The 23,044-nt window shown below is 58.4% G+C and carries 29 protein-coding genes; 18 read left to right on the top strand and 11 right to left on the bottom strand.

Features of this window, described 5'->3' with window-relative positions:
* The first annotated feature begins 7 nt into the window (after positions 1-7).
* Positions 8-1,543, top strand: a complete 1,536-nt coding sequence (locus tag AC07VO_RS01015) for an EAL domain-containing protein (RefSeq protein ID WP_192350433.1) — start codon at positions 8-10, stop codon at positions 1,541-1,543.
* 233 nt (positions 1,544-1,776) lie between these two features.
* Entirely contained in the window at positions 1,777-2,142 is a 366-nt protein-coding gene (locus AC07VO_RS01010) for a histone-like nucleoid-structuring protein, MvaT/MvaU family (protein WP_007935661.1), read from the top strand.
* A gap of 174 nt (positions 2,143-2,316) precedes the next feature.
* Here AC07VO_RS01010 and AC07VO_RS01005 read toward each other — a convergent pair whose 3' ends face one another.
* On the bottom strand, positions 2,317-2,841 hold the full coding sequence (locus tag AC07VO_RS01005) for a DUF4946 domain-containing protein (protein WP_026286641.1): 525 nt from the start codon (positions 2,839-2,841) through the stop codon (positions 2,317-2,319).
* A 134-nt stretch (positions 2,842-2,975) separates the two neighbouring features.
* Here AC07VO_RS01005 and gloA point away from each other — a divergent pair, with 134 nt between their 5' ends.
* Positions 2,976-3,497 (top strand): lactoylglutathione lyase, encoded by a 522-nt coding sequence (gene gloA / locus AC07VO_RS01000; protein ID WP_192350431.1) that lies wholly within the window; start codon positions 2,976-2,978, stop codon positions 3,495-3,497.
* A 67-nt stretch (positions 3,498-3,564) separates the two neighbouring features.
* On the opposite strand, the gene ahpF is transcribed toward gloA, so the two are convergent.
* The 3 genes from ahpF to AC07VO_RS00985 all read right to left on the bottom strand — a co-directional run bounded on the left by ahpF (position 3,565) and on the right by AC07VO_RS00985 (position 6,913).
* Positions 3,565-5,127: an alkyl hydroperoxide reductase subunit F gene (ahpF, locus tag AC07VO_RS00995; protein ID WP_192350429.1), complete on the bottom strand. Its 1,563-nt coding sequence runs from the start codon at positions 5,125-5,127 to the stop codon at positions 3,565-3,567.
* Between the two features lie 145 nt (positions 5,128-5,272).
* The gene (ahpC, locus tag AC07VO_RS00990) at positions 5,273-5,836 is read right to left on the bottom strand and encodes an alkyl hydroperoxide reductase subunit C (RefSeq protein WP_105345993.1); all 564 of its coding nucleotides are present in this window, start codon (positions 5,834-5,836) and stop codon (positions 5,273-5,275) included.
* A 138-nt stretch (positions 5,837-5,974) separates the two neighbouring features.
* The gene (locus AC07VO_RS00985) at positions 5,975-6,913 is read right to left on the bottom strand and encodes a site-specific integrase (protein ID WP_138867487.1); all 939 of its coding nucleotides are present in this window, start codon (positions 6,911-6,913) and stop codon (positions 5,975-5,977) included.
* 178 nt (positions 6,914-7,091) lie between these two features.
* Between AC07VO_RS00985 and AC07VO_RS00980 the strand changes: the two genes are divergently transcribed.
* Complete coding sequence (locus AC07VO_RS00980) at positions 7,092-8,111, top strand: DNA-binding protein (protein ID WP_086945543.1); 1,020 nt, start codon at positions 7,092-7,094, stop codon at positions 8,109-8,111.
* Here the strand turns inward: AC07VO_RS00980 and gorA are convergent.
* Together gorA and galU are read right to left on the bottom strand one after the other, a co-directional pair.
* Positions 8,108-9,466 (bottom strand): glutathione-disulfide reductase, encoded by a 1,359-nt coding sequence (gene gorA / locus AC07VO_RS00975; RefSeq protein ID WP_018929070.1) that lies wholly within the window; start codon positions 9,464-9,466, stop codon positions 8,108-8,110. The genes AC07VO_RS00980 and gorA overlap by 4 nt on opposite strands.
* A 129-nt stretch (positions 9,467-9,595) precedes the next feature.
* Positions 9,596-10,435: a UTP--glucose-1-phosphate uridylyltransferase GalU gene (gene galU, locus AC07VO_RS00970; RefSeq protein WP_003182953.1), complete on the bottom strand. Its 840-nt coding sequence runs from the start codon at positions 10,433-10,435 to the stop codon at positions 9,596-9,598.
* A gap of 280 nt (positions 10,436-10,715) precedes the next feature.
* Here galU and AC07VO_RS00965 point away from each other — a divergent pair, with 280 nt between their 5' ends.
* Positions 10,716-10,904 carry a hypothetical protein gene (locus tag AC07VO_RS00965; protein ID WP_007935646.1) on the top strand — a complete coding sequence of 63 codons (189 nt, stop codon included), beginning with the start codon at positions 10,716-10,718 and terminating at the stop codon, positions 10,902-10,904.
* A 140-nt stretch (positions 10,905-11,044) separates the two neighbouring features.
* Positions 11,045-11,326 carry a hypothetical protein gene (locus AC07VO_RS00960; protein ID WP_018929069.1) on the top strand — a complete coding sequence of 94 codons (282 nt, stop codon included), beginning with the start codon at positions 11,045-11,047 and terminating at the stop codon, positions 11,324-11,326.
* 13 nt (positions 11,327-11,339) lie between these two features.
* Here AC07VO_RS00960 and AC07VO_RS00955 read toward each other — a convergent pair whose 3' ends face one another.
* Both AC07VO_RS00955 and AC07VO_RS00950 read right to left on the bottom strand, forming a co-directional pair.
* Complete coding sequence (locus AC07VO_RS00955; protein WP_007935641.1) at positions 11,340-11,570, bottom strand: hypothetical protein; 231 nt, start codon at positions 11,568-11,570, stop codon at positions 11,340-11,342.
* A 72-nt stretch (positions 11,571-11,642) separates the two neighbouring features.
* Positions 11,643-11,999, bottom strand: coding sequence for a hypothetical protein (locus tag AC07VO_RS00950; RefSeq protein WP_018929068.1), 357 nt, complete (start codon positions 11,997-11,999; stop codon positions 11,643-11,645).
* Positions 12,000-12,211: 212 nt separating this feature from the next.
* Here AC07VO_RS00950 and AC07VO_RS00945 point away from each other — a divergent pair, with 212 nt between their 5' ends.
* The 5 genes from AC07VO_RS00945 (at position 12,212) to ada (ending at position 15,384) form a co-directional block, all read left to right on the top strand.
* Positions 12,212-12,514 carry a DUF1883 domain-containing protein gene (locus AC07VO_RS00945; protein WP_007900033.1) on the top strand — a complete coding sequence of 101 codons (303 nt, stop codon included), beginning with the start codon at positions 12,212-12,214 and terminating at the stop codon, positions 12,512-12,514.
* A 22-nt stretch (positions 12,515-12,536) separates the two neighbouring features.
* A complete protein-coding gene (locus AC07VO_RS00940) occupies positions 12,537-12,713 on the top strand; it encodes a hypothetical protein (protein WP_018929066.1) in 177 nt (58 codons plus the stop codon).
* Between the two features lie 129 nt (positions 12,714-12,842).
* Positions 12,843-13,553, top strand: a complete 711-nt coding sequence (locus AC07VO_RS00935; RefSeq protein WP_192350427.1) for a 2OG-Fe(II) oxygenase — start codon at positions 12,843-12,845, stop codon at positions 13,551-13,553.
* A complete protein-coding gene (gene alkB / locus AC07VO_RS00930) occupies positions 13,543-14,223 on the top strand; it encodes a DNA oxidative demethylase AlkB (protein ID WP_192350426.1) in 681 nt (226 codons plus the stop codon). The genes AC07VO_RS00935 and alkB overlap by 11 nt, the downstream gene beginning before the upstream one ends.
* Positions 14,224-14,310: 87 nt before the next feature.
* Positions 14,311-15,384, top strand: coding sequence for a bifunctional DNA-binding transcriptional regulator/O6-methylguanine-DNA methyltransferase Ada (gene ada / locus AC07VO_RS00925; protein ID WP_192350424.1), 1,074 nt, complete (start codon positions 14,311-14,313; stop codon positions 15,382-15,384).
* Here ada and AC07VO_RS00920 read toward each other — a convergent pair.
* A complete protein-coding gene (locus AC07VO_RS00920; protein ID WP_192350422.1) occupies positions 15,348-15,836 on the bottom strand; it encodes a GyrI-like domain-containing protein in 489 nt (162 codons plus the stop codon). The two genes, ada and AC07VO_RS00920, sit on opposite strands and share 37 nt — an antisense overlap.
* Before the next feature lie 53 nt (positions 15,837-15,889).
* Positions 15,890-16,873 carry an acrylyl-CoA reductase (NADPH) gene (gene acuI, locus AC07VO_RS00915; RefSeq protein WP_192350420.1) on the bottom strand — a complete coding sequence of 328 codons (984 nt, stop codon included), beginning with the start codon at positions 16,871-16,873 and terminating at the stop codon, positions 15,890-15,892.
* Positions 16,874-17,087: 214 nt separating this feature from the next.
* On the opposite strand from acuI, the gene AC07VO_RS00910 reads away from it, so the two are divergent.
* The 7 genes from AC07VO_RS00910 (at position 17,088) to AC07VO_RS00880 (ending at position 22,127) form a co-directional block, all read left to right on the top strand.
* A complete protein-coding gene (locus AC07VO_RS00910; protein WP_192350418.1) occupies positions 17,088-18,152 on the top strand; it encodes an NAD(P)H-dependent flavin oxidoreductase in 1,065 nt (354 codons plus the stop codon).
* 151 nt (positions 18,153-18,303) lie between these two features.
* Positions 18,304-19,056 carry a molybdate ABC transporter substrate-binding protein gene (gene modA / locus AC07VO_RS00905; protein ID WP_374727784.1) on the top strand — a complete coding sequence of 251 codons (753 nt, stop codon included), beginning with the start codon at positions 18,304-18,306 and terminating at the stop codon, positions 19,054-19,056.
* Positions 19,057-19,737 (top strand): molybdate ABC transporter permease subunit, encoded by a 681-nt coding sequence (gene modB / locus AC07VO_RS00900; protein ID WP_018929058.1) that lies wholly within the window; start codon positions 19,057-19,059, stop codon positions 19,735-19,737. It abuts the gene before it with no gap.
* 3 nt (positions 19,738-19,740) lie between these two features.
* The gene (modC, locus tag AC07VO_RS00895; protein WP_138867479.1) at positions 19,741-20,820 is read left to right on the top strand and encodes a molybdenum ABC transporter ATP-binding protein; all 1,080 of its coding nucleotides are present in this window, start codon (positions 19,741-19,743) and stop codon (positions 20,818-20,820) included.
* Between the two features lie 119 nt (positions 20,821-20,939).
* Complete coding sequence (locus tag AC07VO_RS00890; RefSeq protein ID WP_192350416.1) at positions 20,940-21,164, top strand: hypothetical protein; 225 nt, start codon at positions 20,940-20,942, stop codon at positions 21,162-21,164.
* Between the two features lie 132 nt (positions 21,165-21,296).
* Positions 21,297-21,545 (top strand): hypothetical protein, encoded by a 249-nt coding sequence (locus AC07VO_RS00885; RefSeq protein WP_018929055.1) that lies wholly within the window; start codon positions 21,297-21,299, stop codon positions 21,543-21,545.
* A 297-nt stretch (positions 21,546-21,842) separates the two neighbouring features.
* Entirely contained in the window at positions 21,843-22,127 is a 285-nt protein-coding gene (locus AC07VO_RS00880; protein WP_192350413.1) for a hypothetical protein, read from the top strand.
* Here the strand turns inward: AC07VO_RS00880 and AC07VO_RS00875 are convergent.
* Complete coding sequence (locus AC07VO_RS00875; protein ID WP_018929053.1) at positions 22,105-23,034, bottom strand: LysR family transcriptional regulator; 930 nt, start codon at positions 23,032-23,034, stop codon at positions 22,105-22,107. The genes AC07VO_RS00880 and AC07VO_RS00875 overlap by 23 nt on opposite strands.
* Positions 23,035-23,044: the final 10 nt, after the last annotated feature.

The raw sequence follows: 23,044 nt of genomic DNA, 5'->3' as shown, positions 1-23,044 counted from the left end.
TTTGCGAATGCCACTGAACGTCAAAAGTCGCCGCAAGCGTGGCACCCGAATCACTGTGACTGTTTTGAGCGGATTGCTCCCGGTGTTGCTGGGAGTCGCCATTCTCTATCTGCAGGCTGAACGTACCCTCAAGCAAAGTACTGAACTGACTGGCGAAGAATCCATTCGCCAGTTCGAACTGATGCTCGACAACACCGCCCAAGCGGCGCAGGAGCTCCTGCCGCTGGCTGGCAAAAACTGCAATGACGTCAAACTGGCCTTGCGCGAACAAGTTACGCGCCGGCCCTTCGTGCGCTCGACCAACCTGGTGTGGGACGACACCCTCTATTGCAGTTCGTTGTTCGGTGAATATCAGGAAAAGGTTAATCCCGGCGACTACACCCAAGGCCAGTTATGGCTCATGAACGGCAACCCGGTCACGCCCAATACCGCGCTGTTGGTGTACCGGCTCAGCGAAGGAAATAAAGGGGCATTGACCACGCTGAACGGTTATCACCTGAGCAATGAATTGCGCCTGATCGGCCGCAAGACATTACTGTTGCTACAAGTCGGTCCCAACTGGTTGTCTGCCGACGGCAAAGTTCACGAGGACGCCCTGCCCGCCTTGCCAGTAGCACAAAGTACGCTGACGTCCTCGCGGTATGCCTTTACGGTGGCCGCAGGTTTCCCCGAAGGAGAAACCTGGCGTTACATGCGTAGTGAATACCCGCCACTGTTCAGTCTGTTGATGTTCTTCGGCGTGGTGTCAGGTTCGATCGGGCATGTGCTGCAGAAGCGCTCGATGTCGCCCAGCCGTGAAATGCAGCGGGCGCTGGAGGCAGCAGAATTCATTCCTTACTTTCAGCCCGTGGTGCATGGCGACAATAAGCTGTGGTCCGGCACCGAAGTATTGATGCACTGGAAACACCCCAGGGAAGGCCTGGTGCGTCCGGATCTGTTTATCCCGTTTGCCGAACATTCCGGTCTGATCGTGCCGATGACCCGCTCGCTGATGCAACAGACCGCCACATTGCTGGCGCCCTTGTCGGCATCGTTCGAGGGGTCATTCCACATTGGCATCAACATCACCGCCAGTCATTGCCGGGATCTTGCGCTGGTCGAAGACTGCCGAGAATTCCTCAGTGCTTTTGCACCGGGCAGTGTCCATTTAGTGCTGGAGTTGACCGAGCGCGAACTGGTCGAACCGACAGCCATCACCCTGCTGTTGTTCGAACGGCTTCGCGCGCTGGGCGTGATGATCGCCATCGACGACTTTGGCACCGGCCATTCAAGCCTCGGTTACTTGCGTCAGTTCAATGTGGACTTCCTGAAAATCGACCAGAGTTTTGTCGCCATGATCGGTGTCGACGCCCTCTCCCGGCACATTCTGGACAGCATCATCGAACTCTCGGCCAAACTCGATCTGGGCATCGTCGCCGAAGGGGTGGAAACCGAGGAGCAAAGTGACTATCTGACTGCCCATGGCGTGAACTTTCTGCAAGGTTATCTGTTCGGCCGGCCGATGCCCGGCGCAGAGTTCATTAGAGCATTAAGTGATCATTAACTAACCACGTTAAGCGCCGGAATCATGATGATGCGCGCCAAATTGAATCAAAAGACTACTCTTGTTACATGAAGAAAAAGTCAGGATTTACTCTTGGCCAATTAACTACTACAATTTTTCATACCTGTGCAAAATCGGCAGGCGTGCCATTATCACCGAGTCGCTTCAAGGCTCTTGGCTTATAGCTTTGTTTGCGGTTGGTTTCAGCCAAACACACTATTGGAGTAAAGATATTGTCCAGACTCGCTGAATTCCGTGCAGCTGAAAAGGCCCTTCAAGAACAGCTCAAGCAGTTGGAATCTTTGAAGAACGATGCCGGTCTCAAAAAAGAAATCGAATTCGAAGAAAAGCTCCAGGGGCTGATGAAAACCTACGGCAAGAGCTTGCGCGACATCATCGCCATCCTCGACCCGCACCCGGCGAAATCCGGCCTGCAGCAGGCAACCGCCCCTAAAACCCGCCGCGCTCGCGTGGTCAAGGTTTATCAGAACCCGCACACGGGTGAACTGATTGAAACCAAGGGCGGCAATCATCGCGGCCTGAAAGCCTGGAAGGAACAATACGGTGCAGCCACCGTTGACTCCTGGCTGCGTGCCTAAGCGCTCACGGTAATAAAAAAGCCCTGCCAATGCAGGGCTTTTTCATGGATGCCGTCTAAAATGCGACGATAGTCGCCGATCAACTCGCTATAGACTGACTAACTTTGTGCTTAATCCGTTTGGCTATCTAAAAATCCGGGCCATGCTCAAAAACGCGGGTACAGAAACCTTAAACTAAAGTTTCAAGCTGTTTCGAGCTGCCTCTATGTCGCCCTGACTTGCCTTATAAACCTCAGCCTGCCCCGCGTAGGAAAGAACATAGGCTTTATCGCCGTCGACTGCGGCGACCAATGTTTGAGACAACACATGTCGACCGTTCTGGGTAATGGTGCAGGTAGTTTCCAGCGCCGATAACCGGCTCAAGGCAGTCGGATGAATTTTGTTGCAGACGCTCTGATAGCCGCCCTGAAAAAAGTCCTTCTGCACGGACTTGCGCATTTCCAGCAACACACCTTCCAGATTCACCTGATGACCGCTTTCCACTTGAGTCATGGTCAACTCCATCACCATTACCGGTGTCCCGTCCTGGTCGTTTTTTACCGCGCGCTGCCGGGAAACCTGAGGCTTGGCCTCGTCTTGCGGAACGGTCTCGACAGTCCATCCATTGGGCCAGGTCACGACCGGAGCTTCTGCATCAGCACGGGTAACTCCTGAAAGCAGACACATCAGGACGAACATCAATTGACAGGGTCGGATCATTGTAATGAACACTCACGGATTGAGCCGCGAAGTCTGAGCTTCACCCGCCCGGCAGGCAAGCCTGCGGTTTTGGTTTGGCGATGCCAGGGCCCTTGCGTATCATTGTGAGCATTCTTGGAATTTCCGGAGGGCCCATGAGCCTGCACGAACTCAATACATTTCCTGGTGTGACCGCCCAACCTGACACCGCCACCCAGAAGTTCGTCTTCAACCACACCATGCTGCGGGTCAAGGACATCACCCGGTCCCTGGATTTCTACACCCGCGTCCTGGGTTTCTCGCTGGTGGAAAAGCGTGATTTCCCGGAAGCCGAGTTCAGCCTGTACTTCCTGGCGCTGGTCGATAAAAACCAGATCCCGGCCGATGCCGCTGCCCGCACCGAGTGGATGACATCGATCCCCGGCATTCTCGAACTGACCCACAACCACGGCACCGAGAACGACGCGGATTTCGCCTACCACAACGGCAACACCGACCCGCGCGGCTTCGGCCATATCTGCATTTCGGTGCCGGACGTCCGCGCCGCGTGCGAACGTTTTGAAGCGCTGGGCTGCGATTTCCAGAAACGCCTGAACGACGGTCGCATGAAGAGCCTGGCGTTCATCAAGGACCCGGATGGTTACTGGGTCGAGATCATTCAGCCGGCACCGTTGTAAATTAAAAGATCCACCCACAAAAAACCCCATGATCGCTCATGGGGTTTTGTGTTTTCAGCTTCGGCGTTTATGCCGGCGCCGAGGTGCGAATCAAGTGATCGAATGCGCTCAGGGAAGCCTTGGCGCCCTCACCCACCGCAATCACGATCTGCTTGTACGGCACGGTAGTCACGTCGCCGGCCGCGAACACGCCGGGGATCGACGTCTCACCACGGGCATCGACAATGATCTCGCCACGCGGTGACAGCTCGATGGTGCCTTTGAGCCAATCGGTATTAGGCAGCAGACCGATCTGCACAAAAATCCCTTCCAGCTCAACAGTGCGCAGCTCGTCCGACTGACGATCCTTGTAGCGCAGGCCGTTGACCTTCTGGCCATCGCCGGTCACTTCAGTGGTTTGCGCACTGGTGATCACGGTAACGTTCGGCAGGCTGTGCAACTTGCGCTGCAACACCGCATCGGCGCGCAGTTGCACGTCGAACTCCAGCAGGGTTACGTGGGACACGATCCCCGCCAGGTCGATGGCTGCTTCGACGCCGGAGTTACCGCCACCGATCACCGCCACACGCTTGCCTTTAAACAGCGGACCGTCACAGTGCGGGCAGTACGCCACGCCCTTGTTGCGGTATTGCTGCTCACCCGGAACGTTCATTTCACGCCAGCGCGCGCCGGTGGCGAGGATTACGGTCTTGGCTTTCAAGGACGCGCCGCTGGCGAAATGGATTTCGTGCAATTCACCGTTTTTTCCCGGCACCAGCTTGTCGGCGCGTTGCAGGTTCATGATGTCCACGTCGTATTGCTTAACGTGTTCTTCCAGTGCCACGGCCAGTTTCGGCCCTTCGGTTTCCTGCACGGAGATGAAGTTCTCGATGGCCATGGTGTCGAGCACCTGGCCACCAAAACGTTCAGCCGCCACGCCGGTGCGAATGCCTTTACGAGCGGCGTAAATTGCCGCTGAAGCACCGGCCGGGCCACCGCCGACGACCAGTACGTCGAAGGCTTGCTTTGCGCTGATCTTCTCGGCCTGGCGCTCGATGCCGCTGGTGTCGATCTTGGCGAGGATTTCTTCCAGGCCCATGCGACCCTGGCCGAAGTTCACGCCGTTCAGGTAAACGCTTGGCACGGCCATGATCTGGCGCTCGTCAACTTCGGCCTGAAACAGCGCGCCGTCGATGGCGACGTGGCGGATGTTCGGGTTCAGCACGGCCATCAGGTTCAGCGCCTGAACCACATCCGGGCAGTTCTGGCAGGACAGCGAGAAGTAAGTCTCGAAGTTGAACTCGCCTTTGAGCGAGCGGATCTGCTCGATAACGTCGACACTGGCTTTCGATGGGTGGCCGCCGACTTGCAGCAAGGCCAGCACCAGGGATGTGAATTCGTGGCCCATCGGGATGCCGGCGAAACGCAGGCTGATATCGGCTCCCGGGCGATTGATCGAGAACGATGGTTTACGCGCATCGTTACCGTTGTCGAGCAAAGTAATCTGGGTGGAAAGACTGGCAACGTCTTTGAGTAACGCGAGCATTTCCTGGGATTTCGCACCGTCGTCGAGGGATGCAACGATCTCGATCGGCTGAGTGACCCGTTCCAGGTACGATTTCAACTGGGCTTTAAGATTGGCGTCCAACATACGGGCGATTTCCTTAGATGCTGTTTGAATAGAGAGCAATCAGACATAAAAAAACGCCCGAGCGAATCTCGCCCGGGCGTTTTATGGGGCGGTGCAGCTTACTTAGTAGGTGCGGAGCTCCGCCCTGATGAAGCGCGTCACAGACTTAGATCTTGCCGACCAGGTCCAGGGACGGAGCCAGAGTGGCTTCGCCTTCTTTCCACTTGGCTGGGCACACTTCGCCCGGGTGAGCGGCGACGTATTGAGCGGCCTTGATTTTGCGCAGCAGCTCGGAAGCGTCACGACCTACACCGCCATCATTGAGTTCAACGATTTTGATCTGGCCTTCAGGGTTGATCACGAAAGTGCCACGGTCAGCCAGGCCAGCTTCTTCGATCAGCACGTCGAAGTTGCGGGAGATGACATGAGTCGGGTCGCCGATCATGGTGTACTGGATTTTGCCGATCGCTGGCGAAGTGTTGTGCCAGGCAGCGTGGGCAAAGTGGGTATCGGTGGAAACGCTGTAGATCTCGACGCCCAGTTTTTGGAACTCGGCGTAGTTGTCAGCCAGGTCTTCCAGTTCGGTCGGGCAAACAAAGGTGAAGTCAGCTGGGTAAAAGAAAACGACAGACCACTTGCCTTTCAGGTCAGCGTCCGACACGTGTACGAAGTCGCCGTTTTTGTAGGCGGTAGCTTTGAACGGTTTAACTTGGCTGTTGATGATAGGCATCGGTGACTCTCCGTCAGGGGTTAAGAAGTTGATGTGGTGAATCCTACCCACCCGATCGCCAGTTGGCTCATTGGCAAACCTGATGTTGCTGATTTGTTTTCGCTATTAGCCGAGCGTATTAATAGAAGAAAACGTGATCTACAGCGCCAACGGCTTTTCAGCGATTCGGGTCATCCCGAGAAATGGGCTGGCTTCAACATAGCGCATGGCTGACTTCACATCCTTCCAGCCCACGTAATTCATCAATGACTTCAAATCCCAACCGCTCTGATGGGCCCAGGTGGCGAAGCCACGACGCAGGGAGTGACTGGTGTAGTGCTCGGCCGCAATGCCGGCGCGCTCCAGTGCCTGGCGCAACAACGGGATAACGCTATTGGCGTGCAAGCCCTCCTCGCTCAAATGGCCCCAGCGATCGATGCCACGAAACACGGGGCCACGGACCAACGCGGCTTCGGTAATCCATTCGATGTAGGCCTGTACCGGGCACAGGCGCTGCAAGGCGGGTGTCTGGTAGGTCTGGCCGAGGTTCTCGCGATCGCCCTTGCTGCGTGGCAAGTAGAGGGTAATGCCTGAACCGGCGCTGGCTTGTACATGCTCGATCTGCACGCGGCACAACTCATCACTACGAAAACCACGCCAGAAGCCCAGCAGGATCAGTGCGGTGTCGCGCTTGGCTCTCAGCAATCCCGCGCGATCGTCCTGCGCCCTGGCGGACTGTGCTTCCTGCTCCAGCCAGGCGATCACTTGCTCCAGATGTTGAAGCTGCAAGGGTTCAGCCTGTTTTTCCTGGGCCGGGTGCAGCGCGCGAATGCCTTTGAATACTTTGCGCACCACCGGCGCCTTGGTCGGATCGGCGAACCCCTGGCTGCTGTGCCACTGCGCCAACGCGGACAAGCGCAACTTCAAGGTATTGATCGACAGCACGCCCGCATGTGCAACCAGGTACCGCGCAACGCTATCGCTGGTCGCCGGCAGGAACCCGCCCCAGCTGACTTCGAAGTGCTCGATGGCCGCGCGATAGCTGCGACGGGTGTTGTCGCGGGTAGCGGCTTGCAGGTAGCGATCCAGATCGGTCATGGGCTCAGTGCTCGAAAACGTACCGCGTTGGCGATTGAAAACCCGGTCTACAGCTCATCACACGGGGTAATACCAGTATATCCCGCATTAACTATCACAAGTTTTTAACTTTATTCGTGGCATGGTACATTGTGTAAATTAGTGGTATGTACCACAGTATCAAATCGTAGGAGAAGACATGGCACGTGGCGGCGTAAACAAGGCACTGGTGCAAGCGGCACGCTCGGCAATCCTTGCCCGCGGCGAACACCCGAGCATCGACGCAGTGCGGATCGAAATGGGCAATACCGGCTCGAAAACCACGATCCATCGCTATCTGAAAGAGCTCGATGACGGCGCCGAACCCGCGCCAGCACCTTCCGAACCGATCGATGATGAGCTGACAGCGCTGGTGGCGCGACTGGCGCAACGCCTGAAAGAACAGGCGCAAGAACCCATCGACCAGGCACGCGCGCAGTTCGAGCAACAACGAAAAGAGCTGGAAACCCAGCTGCACGAGGCCCGCGAGGCCAATACCGAATTGCAACAGCAATACGAAATTCAAAGCCTGGCGCTGACCCAGGAATCGGCGGAACTGCACGACACCCGCTCGATGCTGCAAACCGAGCAAACCCGCAACGCCGGGCTGAACCAGGCACTGGCCGATTTCGAATTGCGCTTGCAGGACAAGGACGAGCAGATCCGCTCACTGGAAGAAAAACACCTGCACGCCCGCGAAGCACTGGAGCACTACCGCAACGCCGTCAAAGACCAGCGCGAGCAGGAACAGCGACGCCACGAAGGCCAGGTGCAGCAGATTCAGATGGAGTTGCGTCAGGCCCAGCAAAGCGCACTGGTACGCCAGGATGAAATCACCCAACTGCATCGCGACAATGAGCGTCTGCTGACCGAAAACCGTGGCACGCTGCGGGAGTTGAGCCTGTTGCAGGAGCAACTCAAGCACACCAACAGCCGACAGGATCAGTTACTGGAACAGGTCACCCGCATCGACAGCGAACGCACCCTCCTCCAGGAACGCTTGCGCATTGCCTTGCTGGAAAGCCAGTCTCTCAAGCAGAACATTGACGAGCAGTCGCACATCAACAAAGCGCTGGAAGTTGAACTGATCAAGTTGCAGGCAAGCCTGGATGAAAGCGTGCGCCTGGCCGCTGTCGTTGCGACAGCGCCAGACGCATCAGCGCCACAGAAGAACGATTAACCCGCGACTGGCGTGCGCATGGTGACGAACTCTTCGGCGGCTGTCGGATGCACACCGATGGTTTCGTCGAAGTCGCGCTTGGTCGCGCCCGCTTTCAGGGCAATCGCCAACCCTTGCACGATCTCGCCGGCATCCGGGCCGACCATGTGGCAACCCAGGACCTTGTCGGTCTTGGCGTCCACCACCAGTTTCATCAAGGTGCGTTCCTGGCATTCGGTCAGGGTCAGCTTCATCGGCCGAAAACGGCTTTCGAAGATGACCACATCGTGCCCAGCCTCGCGCGCCTCTTCTTCAGTCAGCCCGACAGTGCCGATGTTCGGCAAGCTGAACACGGCGGTCGGGATCATCTTGTAATCCACCGGGCGATATTGCTCAGGCTTGAACAAGCGCCGCGCCACGGCCATGCCTTCGGCCAGAGCAACCGGCGTGAGTTGTACCCGACCAATCACATCACCGAGGGCCAGGATCGACGGTTCAGCGGTTTGATACTGTTCATCGACCTCGACAAAACCTTTCTTGTCGAGTTTGACCCCGGTGTTTTCCAGCCCCAGGTTGTCGAGCATCGGACGCCGACCGGTGGCGTAGAACACACAGTCAGCCTCCAGCTCGCGACCATCCTTGAGCGTCGCCTTCAGGCTGCCATCGGCCTGCTTGTCGATACGTTCGATGTCGGCATTGAATTGCAGGTTCATGCCGCGCTTGGTCAGCTCTTCCTGCAAATGTTTGCGCACTGCGCCGTCGAAGCCACGCAGAAACAGATCACCGCGATACAGCAGCGTGGTCTCAGCGCCCAGCCCGTGGAAAATCCCGGCAAACTCCACCGCAATGTAACCACCACCGACCACCAGAACGCGCTTGGGCAGCTCTTTAAGGAAGAATGCCTGGTTGGAGCTGATGGCATGCTCGTGCCCCGGAATCTGCGGGATCTGCGGCCAACCACCGGTGGCAATCAGGATGTTTTTGGCGGTGTAACGCTCGCCATTGATCTCAACCTGATGCGGATCGACGATTTTCGCGTGACCTTCATGCAAGGTCACACCACTGTTGACCAGCAGATTGCGATAAATGCCGTTCAGGCGATTGATCTCGCGATCCTTGTTGGCGATCAGCGTCGCCCAGTCGAACGTCGCTTCACCCGGAGTCCAGCCAAAACCTTGCGATTGCTCGAAGTCTTCGGCGAAGTGCGCGCCGTAGACCAGCAGTTTTTTCGGCACACAGCCAACGTTCACACACGTACCGCCCAGGTAGCGGCTCTCGGCCACGGCGACTTTCGCACCAAAACCGGCCGCGAACCGCGCAGCCCGCACACCGCCAGAACCGGCACCAATCACATATAGGTCAAAATCGTAGGCCATTACTATCTCCTCGGCAGGACACCAGCATACCTGCGAGCGCCCTTTGGGCAAGCGTTGCAAACTATTTGGGGCCGAAAAATGAAAAAGCCACCCGAAGGTGGCTTTTCAATACAAGCAGCTCAGGCGCTATCAGTAAGCCTTGCCAGTCTTGTAGAAGTTCTCGAAGCAGAAGTTGGTTGCGTCGATGTAGCCTTCGGCGCCACCGCAGTCGAAACGCTTGCCTTTGAACTTGTAGGCCATGACGCAGCCGTTTTGCGCTTGCTTCATCAGGGCGTCGGTGATCTGGATTTCGCCGCCCTTGCCTGGCTCGGTCTGTTCGATCAGGTCGAAGATGTCCGGGGTCAGGATGTAACGGCCGATGATCGCCAGGTTCGACGGTGCATCTTCAGGTTTTGGCTTCTCGACCATGCTGTGAACGCGATAGATGTCGTCGCGAATCATCTCGCCGGCGATCACGCCGTACTTGTTGGTTTCCTGAGGATCGACTTCCTGGATAGCCACGATCGAGCAGCGGAACTGCTTGTACAGCTTGACCATCTGGGTCAGTACGCCGTCGCCTTCGAGGTTGACGCACAAGTCGTCCGCCAGTACTACGGCGAAAGGTTCGTCGCCAATCAGTGGACGGCCGGTCAGGATTGCGTGGCCCAGGCCTTTCATTTCGGTCTGGCGAGTGTAGGAGAACGAGCACTCGTCGAGCAGTTTACGGATGCCGACCAGGTATTTTTCCTTGTCAGTGCCCTTGATCTGGTTTTCCAGCTCGTAGCTGATGTCGAAGTGGTCTTCCAGGGCGCGTTTGCCGCGACCGGTAACGATGGAGATTTCGGTCAACCCGGCATCCAGTGCTTCTTCGACGCCGTACTGGATCAGTGGCTTGTTTACCACCGGCAGCATTTCTTTGGGCATGGCTTTAGTCGCTGGCAGGAAGCGAGTACCGTAACCGGCTGCTGGGAACAAGCATTTCTTGATCATATAAGTCCTTGAAAGGGCTGTGTGTACGAGTTTCGGCGCAGTCTAATCAGGCGGCGTGCACCTTACAATGCCCCGCACTGGCTAACCGACGCCATCATAGAGAAATATTCTGATGGATAGTTCCGCAGATAAGCTGCACAACGTCTTATAGATAGCAGAGATCGACGACCTGCGCGGCCATCAGTCTAGCGACAATCTGCCCCACCCTACACCCATCGGCACCCGTTGAGGGCATTTGGCGCTATCATTGCGCACCTGAACCAGCCAACGAGGCAGATAGATGTCGGCAGCAAAAAGCGTCAACGGGTACCTGATCAATCAGGCGAAAGACGGCCAGTGGTGGATAGACAGCGTCGGCGGCGAGAATATTGCCGGGCCGTTCCCTACAGAAGCGTTGGCGATTGAAGTGGCATCGGTGTTGCAGGATCAACCCGCAGCACCCAAGCGGCGCGGCAAAGACAAGCCTTGAGCTGAACCTGGCGCGACCGCAGCCCTGTCTTTGCGCAGGGCTTTTTTGTGAATGCCTGCAACGAAGTGGCCAATCGCTATAACCTTTCGTTGCAGCCGCTGTCATAGCGTTTAGCCCCCATCACTGACGACGACCACGACATGAAAAGATTCTTGCCACTGATTGCGGTACTGGCCCTGAGTGGCTGCGCCACGTCAGAAACGACTTACCTGAAAAATGGCGAGCAAGGCCTGACCATCGACTGCTCCGGGGAAGCCAACGCCTGGGCCAGTTGCTACGAAAAAGCCGATGCCTCTTGCGCCGGCACCGGCTATCGGATTGTCGGTACCGACGGTACACCTTCGACCAAGGAAAGCGACAAAACCCTGGGCGTCGACGTCGGCAATTACAAGAACCGCAGTGTGGTGGTGGTCTGCAAGTAGGGCACCCATTGCCCTACATATGGATTTCGGCGAACTTGATCCCGAGCCCGCGTACCGTCTCGATCAAATCGTCGAGGCGGCTGAAGGACTCGACTTCATCGTTGTCATCCACCAGGAAAAAACTGCGCCCGGCGCTTTTCTTGAAAAATACGATCCACTCCCCCGGATTCGCCGGGTTCTGAATCACATGGGTGGCAGAGATATGACCCTCTGCGTGGCGCTCCCGCACCTGCTCTCGTTTCATGCTCGACTCCAGAAATGACAATGCCGTCAAAGTGCGACTTTGACGGCATCGATGCTGACCGGGGGTAGTCTATCAGCCGGAAATGCACGCGGTGGCGGCATTGCGTACATCCCATGGGCGCAACGGCACATTGGAGATGCGCTCATGCAGTTTGATGCTGCTGCCACCGGAGCGGTCTTCAATGTCAAACACCGCTGCCGGCCCCGAGGAGAACTTCTGCGGCACAATCACCCGCATGCCATCCTTTTGCGGCTCGACTTGCAAGGCACCACGGCTACTGGCCAATTTCTCGACCAGGCACTGGGCGTACTCATGGGGTTTCTTGCCTGAAATCACGTTCATGGTAGGCAACGACGCAGTGATGTCCGAGACCGTCGCACATCCACCCACTGCCAATACAAACGGCACGACCAGAACACCCCATTTCATATGAAACCTCCGATAAAGACCCTCCGACAGCACAAATGCTGTTTTTCTCCAAGGCTCCCTGCATTTATCGCTCATAGAATTCCAAATAACTGTTTTTAATTGTCAAAGCGGACCCCGACAGCCAGATAATAACCTGTTCGGGCTGATAAACTGCGCCAATCGCCCATGCTATCGTTTTGATTTTGTAGAAAAAGCCCTTCTGGAGGCGCCTCATGAAATTTATCCACCAGCGCGAGCACCTCAACGAAGACGACATCGTCGTCATTCAGTGCTCCCAAATGTGCAACATCCGCTTGATGAACGACGCCAACTTCCGCAGCTTCAAGAACGGCGGCCGTCACACGTATCACGGTGGCGCATTCGACACCTTCCCGGCCCGGATCACCGCGCCGAGCACCGGTTTCTGGAACATCACCATCGACACGGTCAACCGCCGGCCGATCAGCGTGACCCGCAAACCGACCCTGACGCACTCGATCAAGATCATCCGCCGCTCCAGCTCGAAGCTGAGCTGAACCCACACCAGAACAGGCAGATATGACCGTGGCCCAGACGACCAAATACGTCATCAAATACAAACTCAACGGCGAACGTCGCTTCGAATTCGCCCAGCTTGAAAACGGCACCGCAGAAGAAGCCAAGGCTGCGCTGGACAAGCTGCATGGCCAGAGCGAAGACGTCATCAGCGAGATCAGCGTCAGCAAAGCGCTGTAACGCGATCTGGAGCGACAACATGGACGTCTGCTCCCCTCTCGCGAATTCGACCGCAAGCGCCGGAGTGCCCGCTCCCGCAACGCTCTCTAAACTGGCCGCCTCGACCTTTTGGTCAAGGAGTCAGAACCCTTGCTTACCGATCCGATTCACCACGATGCCCTCGACTGGGGCAAACTTACGCAGCAACTCGACCAGGATGGCTGCGCGATCATCAAATCGCTTTTAAGCCATAAGACCTGCGATGAAATAAGCGCCCTGTACGACTGCCCCGAACCCTTTCGCTCGAAAGTGGTGATGGCGCGCCACGGTTTTGGCCGTGGCGAGTACAAATACTTCAGATACCCGCTGCCGGATCCGGTGGCCCGATTGCGCAGCGCGCTCTACCCTCGACTGGTTCCCATTGCCAATCGCTGGTACGAATGCATGGATCTGCCGACCCGTTTCCCCGAATCCCACGAAGCGTTTCTGCAACGCTGCCATGCCGCCGGTCAGGAACGCCCGACACCTTTATTGCTGCAATACGGCACGCAGGACTACAACTGCTTGCATCAGGATCTGTACGGCGAACACGTGTTCCCGCTGCAAGTGGCGATTCTGCTGTCAGAACCGGGAGAGGACTTTACCGGTGGCGAATTTGTGCTGACCGAACAACGCCCACGGATGCAATCGCGCCCGCAAGTCATCGGACTGAAGAAAGGTGACGCGTTGATTTTTGCCGTGAATCAGCGCCCGGTTAAAGGCGTTCGCGGCTATTACCGAGTGACCCTGCGTCATGGGGTGAGTCGCCTGCACAGTGGAAAACGGCATACCCTTGGAATCATCTTTCACGATGCGTTATGAGCCCATGAACCCGATTACCTTCGATCTGTTTGCCGACGCAGAACCCGAGCAGCAGCCCAGGCGCGAGCAGATTGGCGAACAATCCTACGTCCTGAGGGGCTTTGCCCTGCCCTGGCTTGACCGGTTACTACCGGCGCTGGAGGCGGTTCTGACAGCGGCGCCGTTTCGGCAGATGGTCACGCCCGGTGGCTTTACCATGTCGGTGGCCTTGAGCAGTTGCGGCACCTGGGGCTGGACCACCGATCGCAGCGGCTACCAATACACCCGCAACGATCCGCAGACCGGCGCGCCCTGGCCAGAAATGCCCGAGGTGTTTTTCGAACTGGCCCAGGCGGCGGCGCGAGAAGCAGGGTTTATGGCGTTCGTACCGGATTCCTGCCTGATCAACCGCTATGTTCCCGGGGCCAGGATGTCGTTGCATCAGGACAAAAACGAAAACGCCTACACCGCCCCCATCGTGTCGGTGTCTTTGGGGTTGCCGGCGACGTTCCTGTTCGGCGGCTTCGAACGCAGCGCCAAAAGCCAGCGGGTGCCGCTGTTTCACGGTGATATCGTGGTTTGGGGCGGCGTGGACCGTTTGCGTTACCACGGCGTATTGCCGATCAAGGAAGGCCAGCATCCGCGGCTGGGCGAACAGCGGATCAATTTCACTTTTCGTACCGCGGGATGAAGCATTCGAATTCGACCGCAAGACCCGGAGTGTGGCGTCTCTACCGGCTGGTTAATCTGCCTGAAACGGGTCAACGGACATGAAGCCATGACAACTCAATCGCCAACAATCGCCACCGAAAACGATCCTCGCTGGGCCGCCGTGGTCGCGCGCGATCCACGTGCCGACGGGCAGTTTGTGTATGCGGTGAAAACCACAGGTATCTACTGCCGCCCCAGCAGCCTGGCACGCCTGCCGAAACCGCAGAACGTCGAATTCTTCGACACGGCCGAGCAAGCTCAGGCAGCGGGTTATCGCCCCAGCAAACGGGCCGCGAAAGATCACAGCGACGTCGCCGCGCAACACGCCGCGACCGTGGCCGCCGCGTGCCGTCAAATCGAATCCGCCGAAACGTTACCGGCGTTGAATGAACTGGCGGATGCAGCCGGTTTGAGCAGTTTCCACTTCCACCGCGTGTTCAAGGCCATCACCGGCCTGACGCCCAAGGGCTACGCCACCGCCCATCGTTCACGCAAGGTTCGCGAGCGCCTGACCGATGGCGGCACGGTTACCGATGCGCTGTATGACGCCGGATTCAATTCCAACAGCCGTTTCTATGAGGCGGCGGATCAATTGCTCGGCATGACACCCGGGGACTATCGCGCGGCCGGGCAGAACAACGACATTCGCTTTGCCGTCGGCCAGTGCTCTCTGGGAGCGATTCTGGTGGCACAAAGTGAGCGCGGAGTCTGCGCGATTCTGCTGGGCGACGACCCGCATCAACTGGTCTGCGACCTGCAGGACAAGTTTCGCCGCGCCAACCTGATTGGCGCCGATCATGAGTTCGAGCAGTTGATCGCCAAGGTCGTCGGCTTTATCGAAGCCCCGGCCCTCGGCCTGGATTTGCCGCTGGATGTACGCGGCACAGCGTTTCAAGAGCGGGTATGGCAAGCCCTGCGGGAGATTCCCGCCGGTAGCACCGCCAGTTACGCCGATATCGCTAAGCGCATCGGCGCGCCGAAAGCCATGCGCGCCGTGGCCCAGGCCTGTGGCGCGAATAGTTTGGCGGTGGCGATCCCTTGCCATCGCGTGGTGCGCAGCGACGGCAACCTGTCGGGTTACCGCTGGGGCGTGGAACGCAAGCGTCAGTTGCTGGAACTTGAAAACGCGTCCGGGTCCTGAATGCCAATATAGACCGCCACGGACTCCGGCCCGGTGTAGACCTCGAAGTCCGTGGCGAACTTGCGGCGAACCTGCGGATTGTCCTCGAAATAGGCCCAGATAAAGCCCCAGGTCTGAATGACGCTATCGGGCATCGCCCCTTTGGCGCTGAACACCAGGTAATCGCCGCCCTCAACCTGAATCTGCGCAAAGCCCTCGGAGGGTGCGGTGACCGCCGCGCCCGCGGTTACATCGAAGTGGCCTGAAGTGTCGGACTCGTAGTTGGAATACACGCCGTACATAAAGGAGTCCGGCTGTTTGTGGGCGATTTTGTCGAAAACGTCCTCGACGAAAAATTGTTCCCACATAGGGCCGATACGTGCGGTATCCGGCTGCTGCTCTGCGGCATTGCGGGTTCGCACCTGCAAACCCGAGACACTGAAGGGCAGCACTTCACGCAGTTTTACATCCATTGTCGCTATTTCCTTTTCACTACAGTTTGTCTGTTTGATTGGTGCCAAGACGATCAACGATTGACGTCGACCACCACCCGGCCGCGCAACTGCCCGGCAAGCAAGCGCGGCGCGGCGTCGATGGCTTCGCTCAAGCCGATTTCGTGGCTGATCAGCGGTAGCAAGGCGAAATCCAGGTCCTTGGCCAGGCGATTCCAGGCCAGTATCCGCCGGGCTTTGGGTTGGGTCACGCTGTTGATCCCGGCCAGGGTCACGCCGCGCAATATGAACGGTGCGACGGACGCCGGGAAGTCCATGCCCTGGGCTAGGCCGCAGGCGGCGACGGTGCCGTTAGCCTTGGTGCTCGCACAAGCGTTGGCCAGTGTGTGGCTGCCGACCGAGTCGATCACCGCCGCCCAACGCTCCTTGGCCAACGGTTTGCCTGGCTCCGATAACGTGGCGCGATCAATGATTTCACTGGCGCCCAAGTGCTTGAGGTAGTCGTGTTCGGAGGTGCGGCCAGTGGAGGCCACCACCCGGTAGCCGAGCTTGCTCAGCAGCGCGATGGCGAAACTGCCTACACCGCCGTTGGCGCCCGTCACCAGTACGTCGCCCTGTTCGGGACTCACGCCGTTGTGCTCCAGCGCCAGGATGCTCAGCATCGCCGTGTAGCCGGCCGTGCCGACGGCCATCGCTTGCGCGGCGGTGAATGCCTTGGGCAACGGAATCAGCCACTCGCCATTCAAGCGAGCTTTCTGCGCCAGCCCGCCCCAGTGTCCTTCACCCACACCCCAGCCATTGAGCAGGACGTGATCACCGACCTTGTAGTCCGGATGACTGCTGACTTCGACAGTGCCTGCCAGGTCGATCCCCGGCACCATCGGGAACTTGCGCACCACCGGGCTGCTGCCGGTGATCGCCAGGCCATCCTTGAAGTTCAGCGTGCTGTACGCCACACGCACCGTCACATCGCCCTCGGGCAATTGATCGTCAGCGATCTCTTGCAGCGTGGCCCGGTAACCGCTGTCATCTTTGTCGATCAGAATGCCTTTGAACATCACTGCCTCCAGGTGGAATCGCTCAGTTGTCGTGCTGTTGAAATAACACAGGGAACCCCATCACCGTACCCGACTTTAAGCCAATCCCCATCGTCTGGCGCCTTGCGGATCATCCTGTACGCATTAAAAACTCGACTGGCCTTGCGCCAGGCATTACTGATACAAACTTGCTTCTACCGTCCCTGCCCTGTTTCGACGTCGGAGAACACTGCACATGAGCCAATGGCCAGACACCCGCATTCTTGACCTGCTCGGGATCGAGCTGCCGATCATCCAGGGCCCTATGGCCGGCGCGACGACTTCGGCCATGGTGATTGCTGCGTGCAACGCTGGTGGCCTGGGTTCGATGCCTGCCGCGATGCTGAGCATCGAGCAGTTGCGCGAAGAACTGAAGACGATTCGCCAACACACCCAGCGCCCGTTCAACGTCAATTTCTTCTGCCACCAACCTCCGCCGCCGGATGAGCAGCGCGCCCGGGAATGGAAGAATCTGCTGGAACCGTACTACCGGGAATTGGGCGTCGACTTCGACGCACCGACGCCGGTGTCCAATCGCGCGCCTTTCGATAACGCGGCCTGCGAAGTGATCGAAGAGTTTTGTCCCGAAGTAGTGAGTTTTCACTTCGGCCTGCCGGAAAAATCGCTGCTGGATCGGGTAAAAGCCACCGGGGCGAAAGTTCTCTCCTCAGCGACTACGGTCGAAGAAGCCATCTGGCTGGAGCAGCATGGCTGCGATGCGATCATTGCGATGGGTTACGAGGCTGGTGGTCACCGGGGCATGTTCCTCAGTGATGATTTGAGCAGCCAGGTGGGTACTTTCGCGCTGGTGCCGCAGGTCGTTGATGCGGTGAAAGTGCCAGTCATTGCGGCGGGCGGGATTAGCGATGCGCGTGGCGTCGCAGCGGCTTTTATGTTGGGCGCATCGGCGGTTCAGGTAGGTACGGCTTATTTGTTCACGCCAGAGGCCAAGGTCAGCGCGTCCCACCACAAGGCGTTGCGCACGGCCAAGGAAAGCGAGACAGCGGTCACCAACATTTTCACCGGGCGCCCGGCGCGCGGGATTCTCAATCGGGTGATGCGTGAACTCGGGCCGATGAGCGCCAAGGCACCGGCCTTCCCCTTGGCGGGCGGTGCGCTGATGCCATTGCGGGCTAAAGGGGAAGCGGATTTCAGCAACCTTTGGGCCGGGCAGGCGTTCACCCTGGGCGTTGAACTGACTTCGGCAGAGCTTACCCGGCGTTTGGCGGATGAAGGATTGGCCAAATTGCTTCACCGCTAGGACGGGGGCCCGTAGCAGCTGGCTGTGCCAGCTGCTACAGGGCGCGCGTGAATTCCGACGTGCACATCCCATTCGTTCCGTTTACAGGCATTTCGCTATATATTCTGATATATAGCGTATCACTCGCCTACCACGGAGCCGTTTCATGACCATGCGTGCCTCACGTTTTGCCCCTGTGTGCCTGTTCAGCGTGTTCGCTTTCGGGTCCGCCCACGCGAACGAAGTCCAGGTCGCCGTTGCCGCCAACTTCACCGCGCCGATCCAGGCCATCGCTGCCGATTTCGAGAAAGACACCGGGCACAAACTGGTCACCTCCTTTGGTGCAACCGGCCAGTTCTATACCCAGATCAAGAACGGCGCGCCGTTCGAAGTGTTGCTCTCGGCGGATGACACCACACCACAAAAACTCGAGACCGAAGGCGACACCGTCAAGGGTTCGCGCTTCACCTACGCTATCGGCACGCTGGCGCTGTGGTCGGCCAAGGAAGGTTATGTCGACGCCAAGGGCAAGGTTCTGAGCGACAACCAGTATCAGCATCTTTCCATCGCCAACCCGAAAGCCGCCCCGTACGGTCTGGCTGCCACTCAGGTGCTGGCCAAGCAAGGCCTGACCGACAAGGTCAAAGGCAAGATCGTTGAAGGCCAGAACATCACCCAGGCTTACCAATTCGTGTCCACCGGCAACGCCGAACTCGGTTTTGTGGCCTTGTCGCAGATCTACAAAGACGGCAAAGTGACCAACGGTTCGGCCTGGATCGTTCCGGCCAACCTGCATGATCCGATCAAACAAGACGCGGTGATCCTCAACAAGGGCAAGGACAACCCGGCCGCCCAGGCATTGGTTGACTACCTCAAGGGGCCGAAAGCCGCCGCCGTCATCAAGTCCTATGGTTACCAACTCTAAATGACGCTATCGAGTGCCGATTACTCCGCGATCTGGCTGACCCTGAAACTGGCGTCCCTGACCACGGTCATCCTGCTGATCATTGGCACTCCGATTGCGTTATGGCTGTCGCGTACCCAATCCTGGTTACGCGGCCCGGTCGGGGCGATCGTCGCCCTGCCCCTGGTGCTGCCACCCACGGTGATTGGCTTTTATTTACTGTTGGCGCTTGGCCCGAACGGGTGGATCGGCCACTTCACCCAATCGCTGGGGCTCGGCACCCTGACCTTCAGTTTTGCGGGGCTGGTGATCGGCTCGGTGCTGTACTCGATGCCGTTCGTGGTCCAGCCGCTGCAAAATGCCTTTTCCGCCATCGGCACTCGCCCACTGGAAGTGGCCGCCACCTTGCGCGCCAACCCCTGGGACACGTTCTTCAGCGTGATTGTGCCGCTGGCCCGTCCCGGTTTCATCACCGCGGCCATTCTCGGTTTTGCCCACACCGTCGGCGAGTTTGGCGTGGTGCTGATGATCGGTGGCAACATTCCCGACAAAACCCGCGTGGTCTCGGTGCAGATCTACGATCACGTCGAAGCCATGGAATACGCCCAGGCCCATTGGCTGGCCGGGGCAATGCTGGTGTTCTCCTTTGCAGTGTTGCTGGCGCTCTACTCCAGCCGTAAAACCAAAGCGGCCTGGAGCTGACCCATGATTCAAACGCGCTTGAAACTGAGCTATTCGGGATTTGCCCTGGATATCGACTTGCAATTGCCCGGCCGTGGAGTGACTGCGCTCTATGGTCATTCCGGTTCGGGCAAAACCACATGCCTGCGTTGCATCGCCGGTCTGGAACAGGCCGGGCAGGGTTTTATCCAGATCAACGATGAAGTCTGGCAGGACAGCGACAAGCGGATTTTCGTCCCGCCGCATAAACGCGCCCTGGGTTATGTTTTCCAGGAAGCCAGCCTGTTTCACCATCTGTCGGTGCGGGCCAATCTAGAATTCGGCCTCAAGCGCATCCCTCGCCAACAGCGGCGGGTCGACATGGCGCATGCCACGGAGTTACTGGGGATTGGCCATTTACTCGACCGCAATCCGCAGAATCTTTCAGGCGGTGAGCGCCAGCGTATCGGCATCGCCCGTGCCCTGCTCACCAGCCCCAAACTGTTGTTGATGGACGAGCCACTGGCGGCGCTCGATACCCAGCGTAAAAACGAAATCCTGCCGTACCTGCAACGGTTGCACGATGAGCTCGACATCCCCGTGCTGTACGTCAGCCATTCCCAGGATGAAGTCGCGCGGCTTGCCGATCACCTCGTCCTGCTCAGCAACGGCAAGGCTTTGGCCAGCGGCGCCATCGGCGAAACCCTGGCCCGGCTCGATCTGCCGCTGGCGCTGGGCGATGACGCCGGCGTGGTGATCGAAGGGCACGTCAGCGCCTATGACGCCGACTACCAGCTGCTGACCTTGCAACTGCCCGACACCGACCTGAGCATTCGGGTCGCCCACGCGCCGATGACCAAGGGCCAGGCATTGCGCTGCAAGGTTCAGGCGCGGGATGTCAGCCTGAGCCTGCAAGGCGTCGAACAGAGCAGCATCCTCAATCGCCTGCCGGTCACGGTGATCAGTGAAATCGGCGCCGACAACGCTGCTCACGTACTGATCCGCCTGAATGCCGCCGGCACACCGCTGCTGGCGCGAATCACCCGCTACTCCCGGGATCAACTGGGCGTGCACCCCGGCCAGCAACTCTGGGCGCAGATCAAAGCGGTGGCGGTGTTGGCCTGAACCCGTCGCCGAGACGTATTCAAGGGGGCACTGAACCGACGAACTGACCCACCAGTTTTTTGCATGATCGCAAAGCGCTTCTATGCTTGATCTGAACACGAACAGCTTCGGTGGACGCCATGGAAGACATTTTCGTTGTGAAACGCTGCAACAAGATCATCGTTCATGGCCGCCGGGCCGGAGAAACCGGTCACCCACCACCCGACGCCGCCGTCTGGTATCGCATCATCGATACCCGTACTCGCGGCTTTATCGGTGACGGTTACGATCTTGAAGAGGACGCCAGGCGCGAATGTCGCAGGCTTAACGAGGCCAGTTCGCCGGTGTCGCACGGGTTGGCTTGACGCCGGCCACTTTCATTTTCCGGGTCTATACTTGAAGGAGCTGAAGGACCAGCGACCCATCGGCAGAAAGCTCGCTCCCCCGCGGGCTTTTTGTTGCCCTTTAGCCGATTTCCTTGAACGGAGGTGATTGTCATGTCCGAGAAAGAGTCTATCGCCACCCTGCTCACCCTGCTTGACTCCCGTCAGGCCCGCCTTGCTGCTGCGTGCAAGGAGATCGCCGACTGGGTCGATCATCAAGGGGGGCATCCGACAGCGCTCAGGATTCGTGACCGCTTGAACGACATCGAGAAGGACACGCCGCAGATTCGCAGCGCGTTGTCTGCACTCAAACATGTCGAGCCGCCACTGCCTCGGTTCAAATCAGGCGACCGCGTTATTTGAGCCAGGGACAGAGTCCAATTCAGCACACTGAGCGGTGACCTCTTCGTCACCGTGGTTATGCCTGCCTGCCAGACTCGCGCTACATCCCAACCCGGCCCGTTTTGCCGGGCTTTTTTTATTCGTGCCTTCGGCCATTTCACACCGTCTTCACAACCGAACTCCTACAGTTCACTTGCTCCTTTGAAAACATCCCCTGGCCCGCCCGCATGCGGGCCATTTTTTTGCCTGCCGTAACGCGAACGAACGCCCTCACCCGCCAGGTGTCGAACGCTTACACATCACGAAGGAGTATGTCCCATGGTCACTCACTTCAAAGTCGGCGGGCACCTGGCCTGCGGGCACAAAGGCAGCAACCTCACTTCCAGCAGCATATTGAACCGGGTGAAATGCAGAAGCTGCCGCAACACCGATGCGTACAAGGAAGCGCGCAAAGCCGAACGCAACGCCGCACGTCGGGCCGCACGCAAAGCCAAAGCCACCCACGCCGCCAACGACTGGCGCGCAGAGTGGACCCAACGGCTGATCGAGATGCCCGGACTGCAACGGCTACCGCGTGGCTTTACTGGCCAGCCATTTGTATAGCTGACACGCCAGGCGTGAGGATTTCCTCTAGAAAATCGATAAACACATTGATCCGGCTGGATCCCCGGTGGTTGGGCAAATACAGCGCGTTGATGCAGCTGCTCGCACTGCCGGGATTGACTTCGTAGTGTTCCAGCAACCGCGTCAGCCGGCCTGCGGCGACATCGTCGCGCACCAGCCAGTCGGCCAACAGGGTCACCCCGCCGCCGGCGATTGCCGCTTCGCGCAGGATGTCGGCGTTGTTGCTTTGCAGGCGGCCGTGCACATTGAGCTGGATGGTTTCCTTATCGCCCTGGAACGTCCAGCACTGGTGCGAACCAGCGTAATCAAAGCGCAGGCATTGGTGCTCGAGCAAGTCGCGAGGATGACACGGCGCCGTGTGGCGGCTCAGGTAATCCGGGCTGGCCACCACCCAGCGCTGGAAGGCCCCTACCCGTTTACTGACGATGTCTTCACTGACCACCGACGATCCCAGACGCACTGACACATCGATCTGTTCGCTCAGCAGGTCGCTGACCTGATCGCTCAACGACACGCTTATTTCCAGTCCCGGATGGCGCTCGAGCAATCGGCCCAGATGCGGCGCGATGATCCGCCGACCGAACTCGACAGGGACGCTGATCCGCAGGCGTCCTTGCGCCTCGCTGCCACGGTCGGCAACCACGGCATCGGCTTCGTCGATGGCGTCAAGAATCGCCACAGCCTTTTCGAAATAGGTTTGCCCGGCGACGGTCACGCTGGTGTTGCGTGTCGTGCGGTTGAGCAGGCTGGCGCCGAGCTCGTTTTCCAGCCCCGCCACCTGGCGAGTGACCGAAGACGTCGAGATGCCGAGCTTGCGCGCCGCGGAGGAATAACCGCCGCAACGCACGGTTTCAACAAACATCTTCAGTGCCAGCAACTTGTCCATAAGCGTAATC

The sequence above is a fragment of the Pseudomonas sp. GW821-FHT03E01 genome (assembly GCF_059420765.1).
This window is presented reverse-complemented; position numbering and strand designations above follow the sequence as displayed.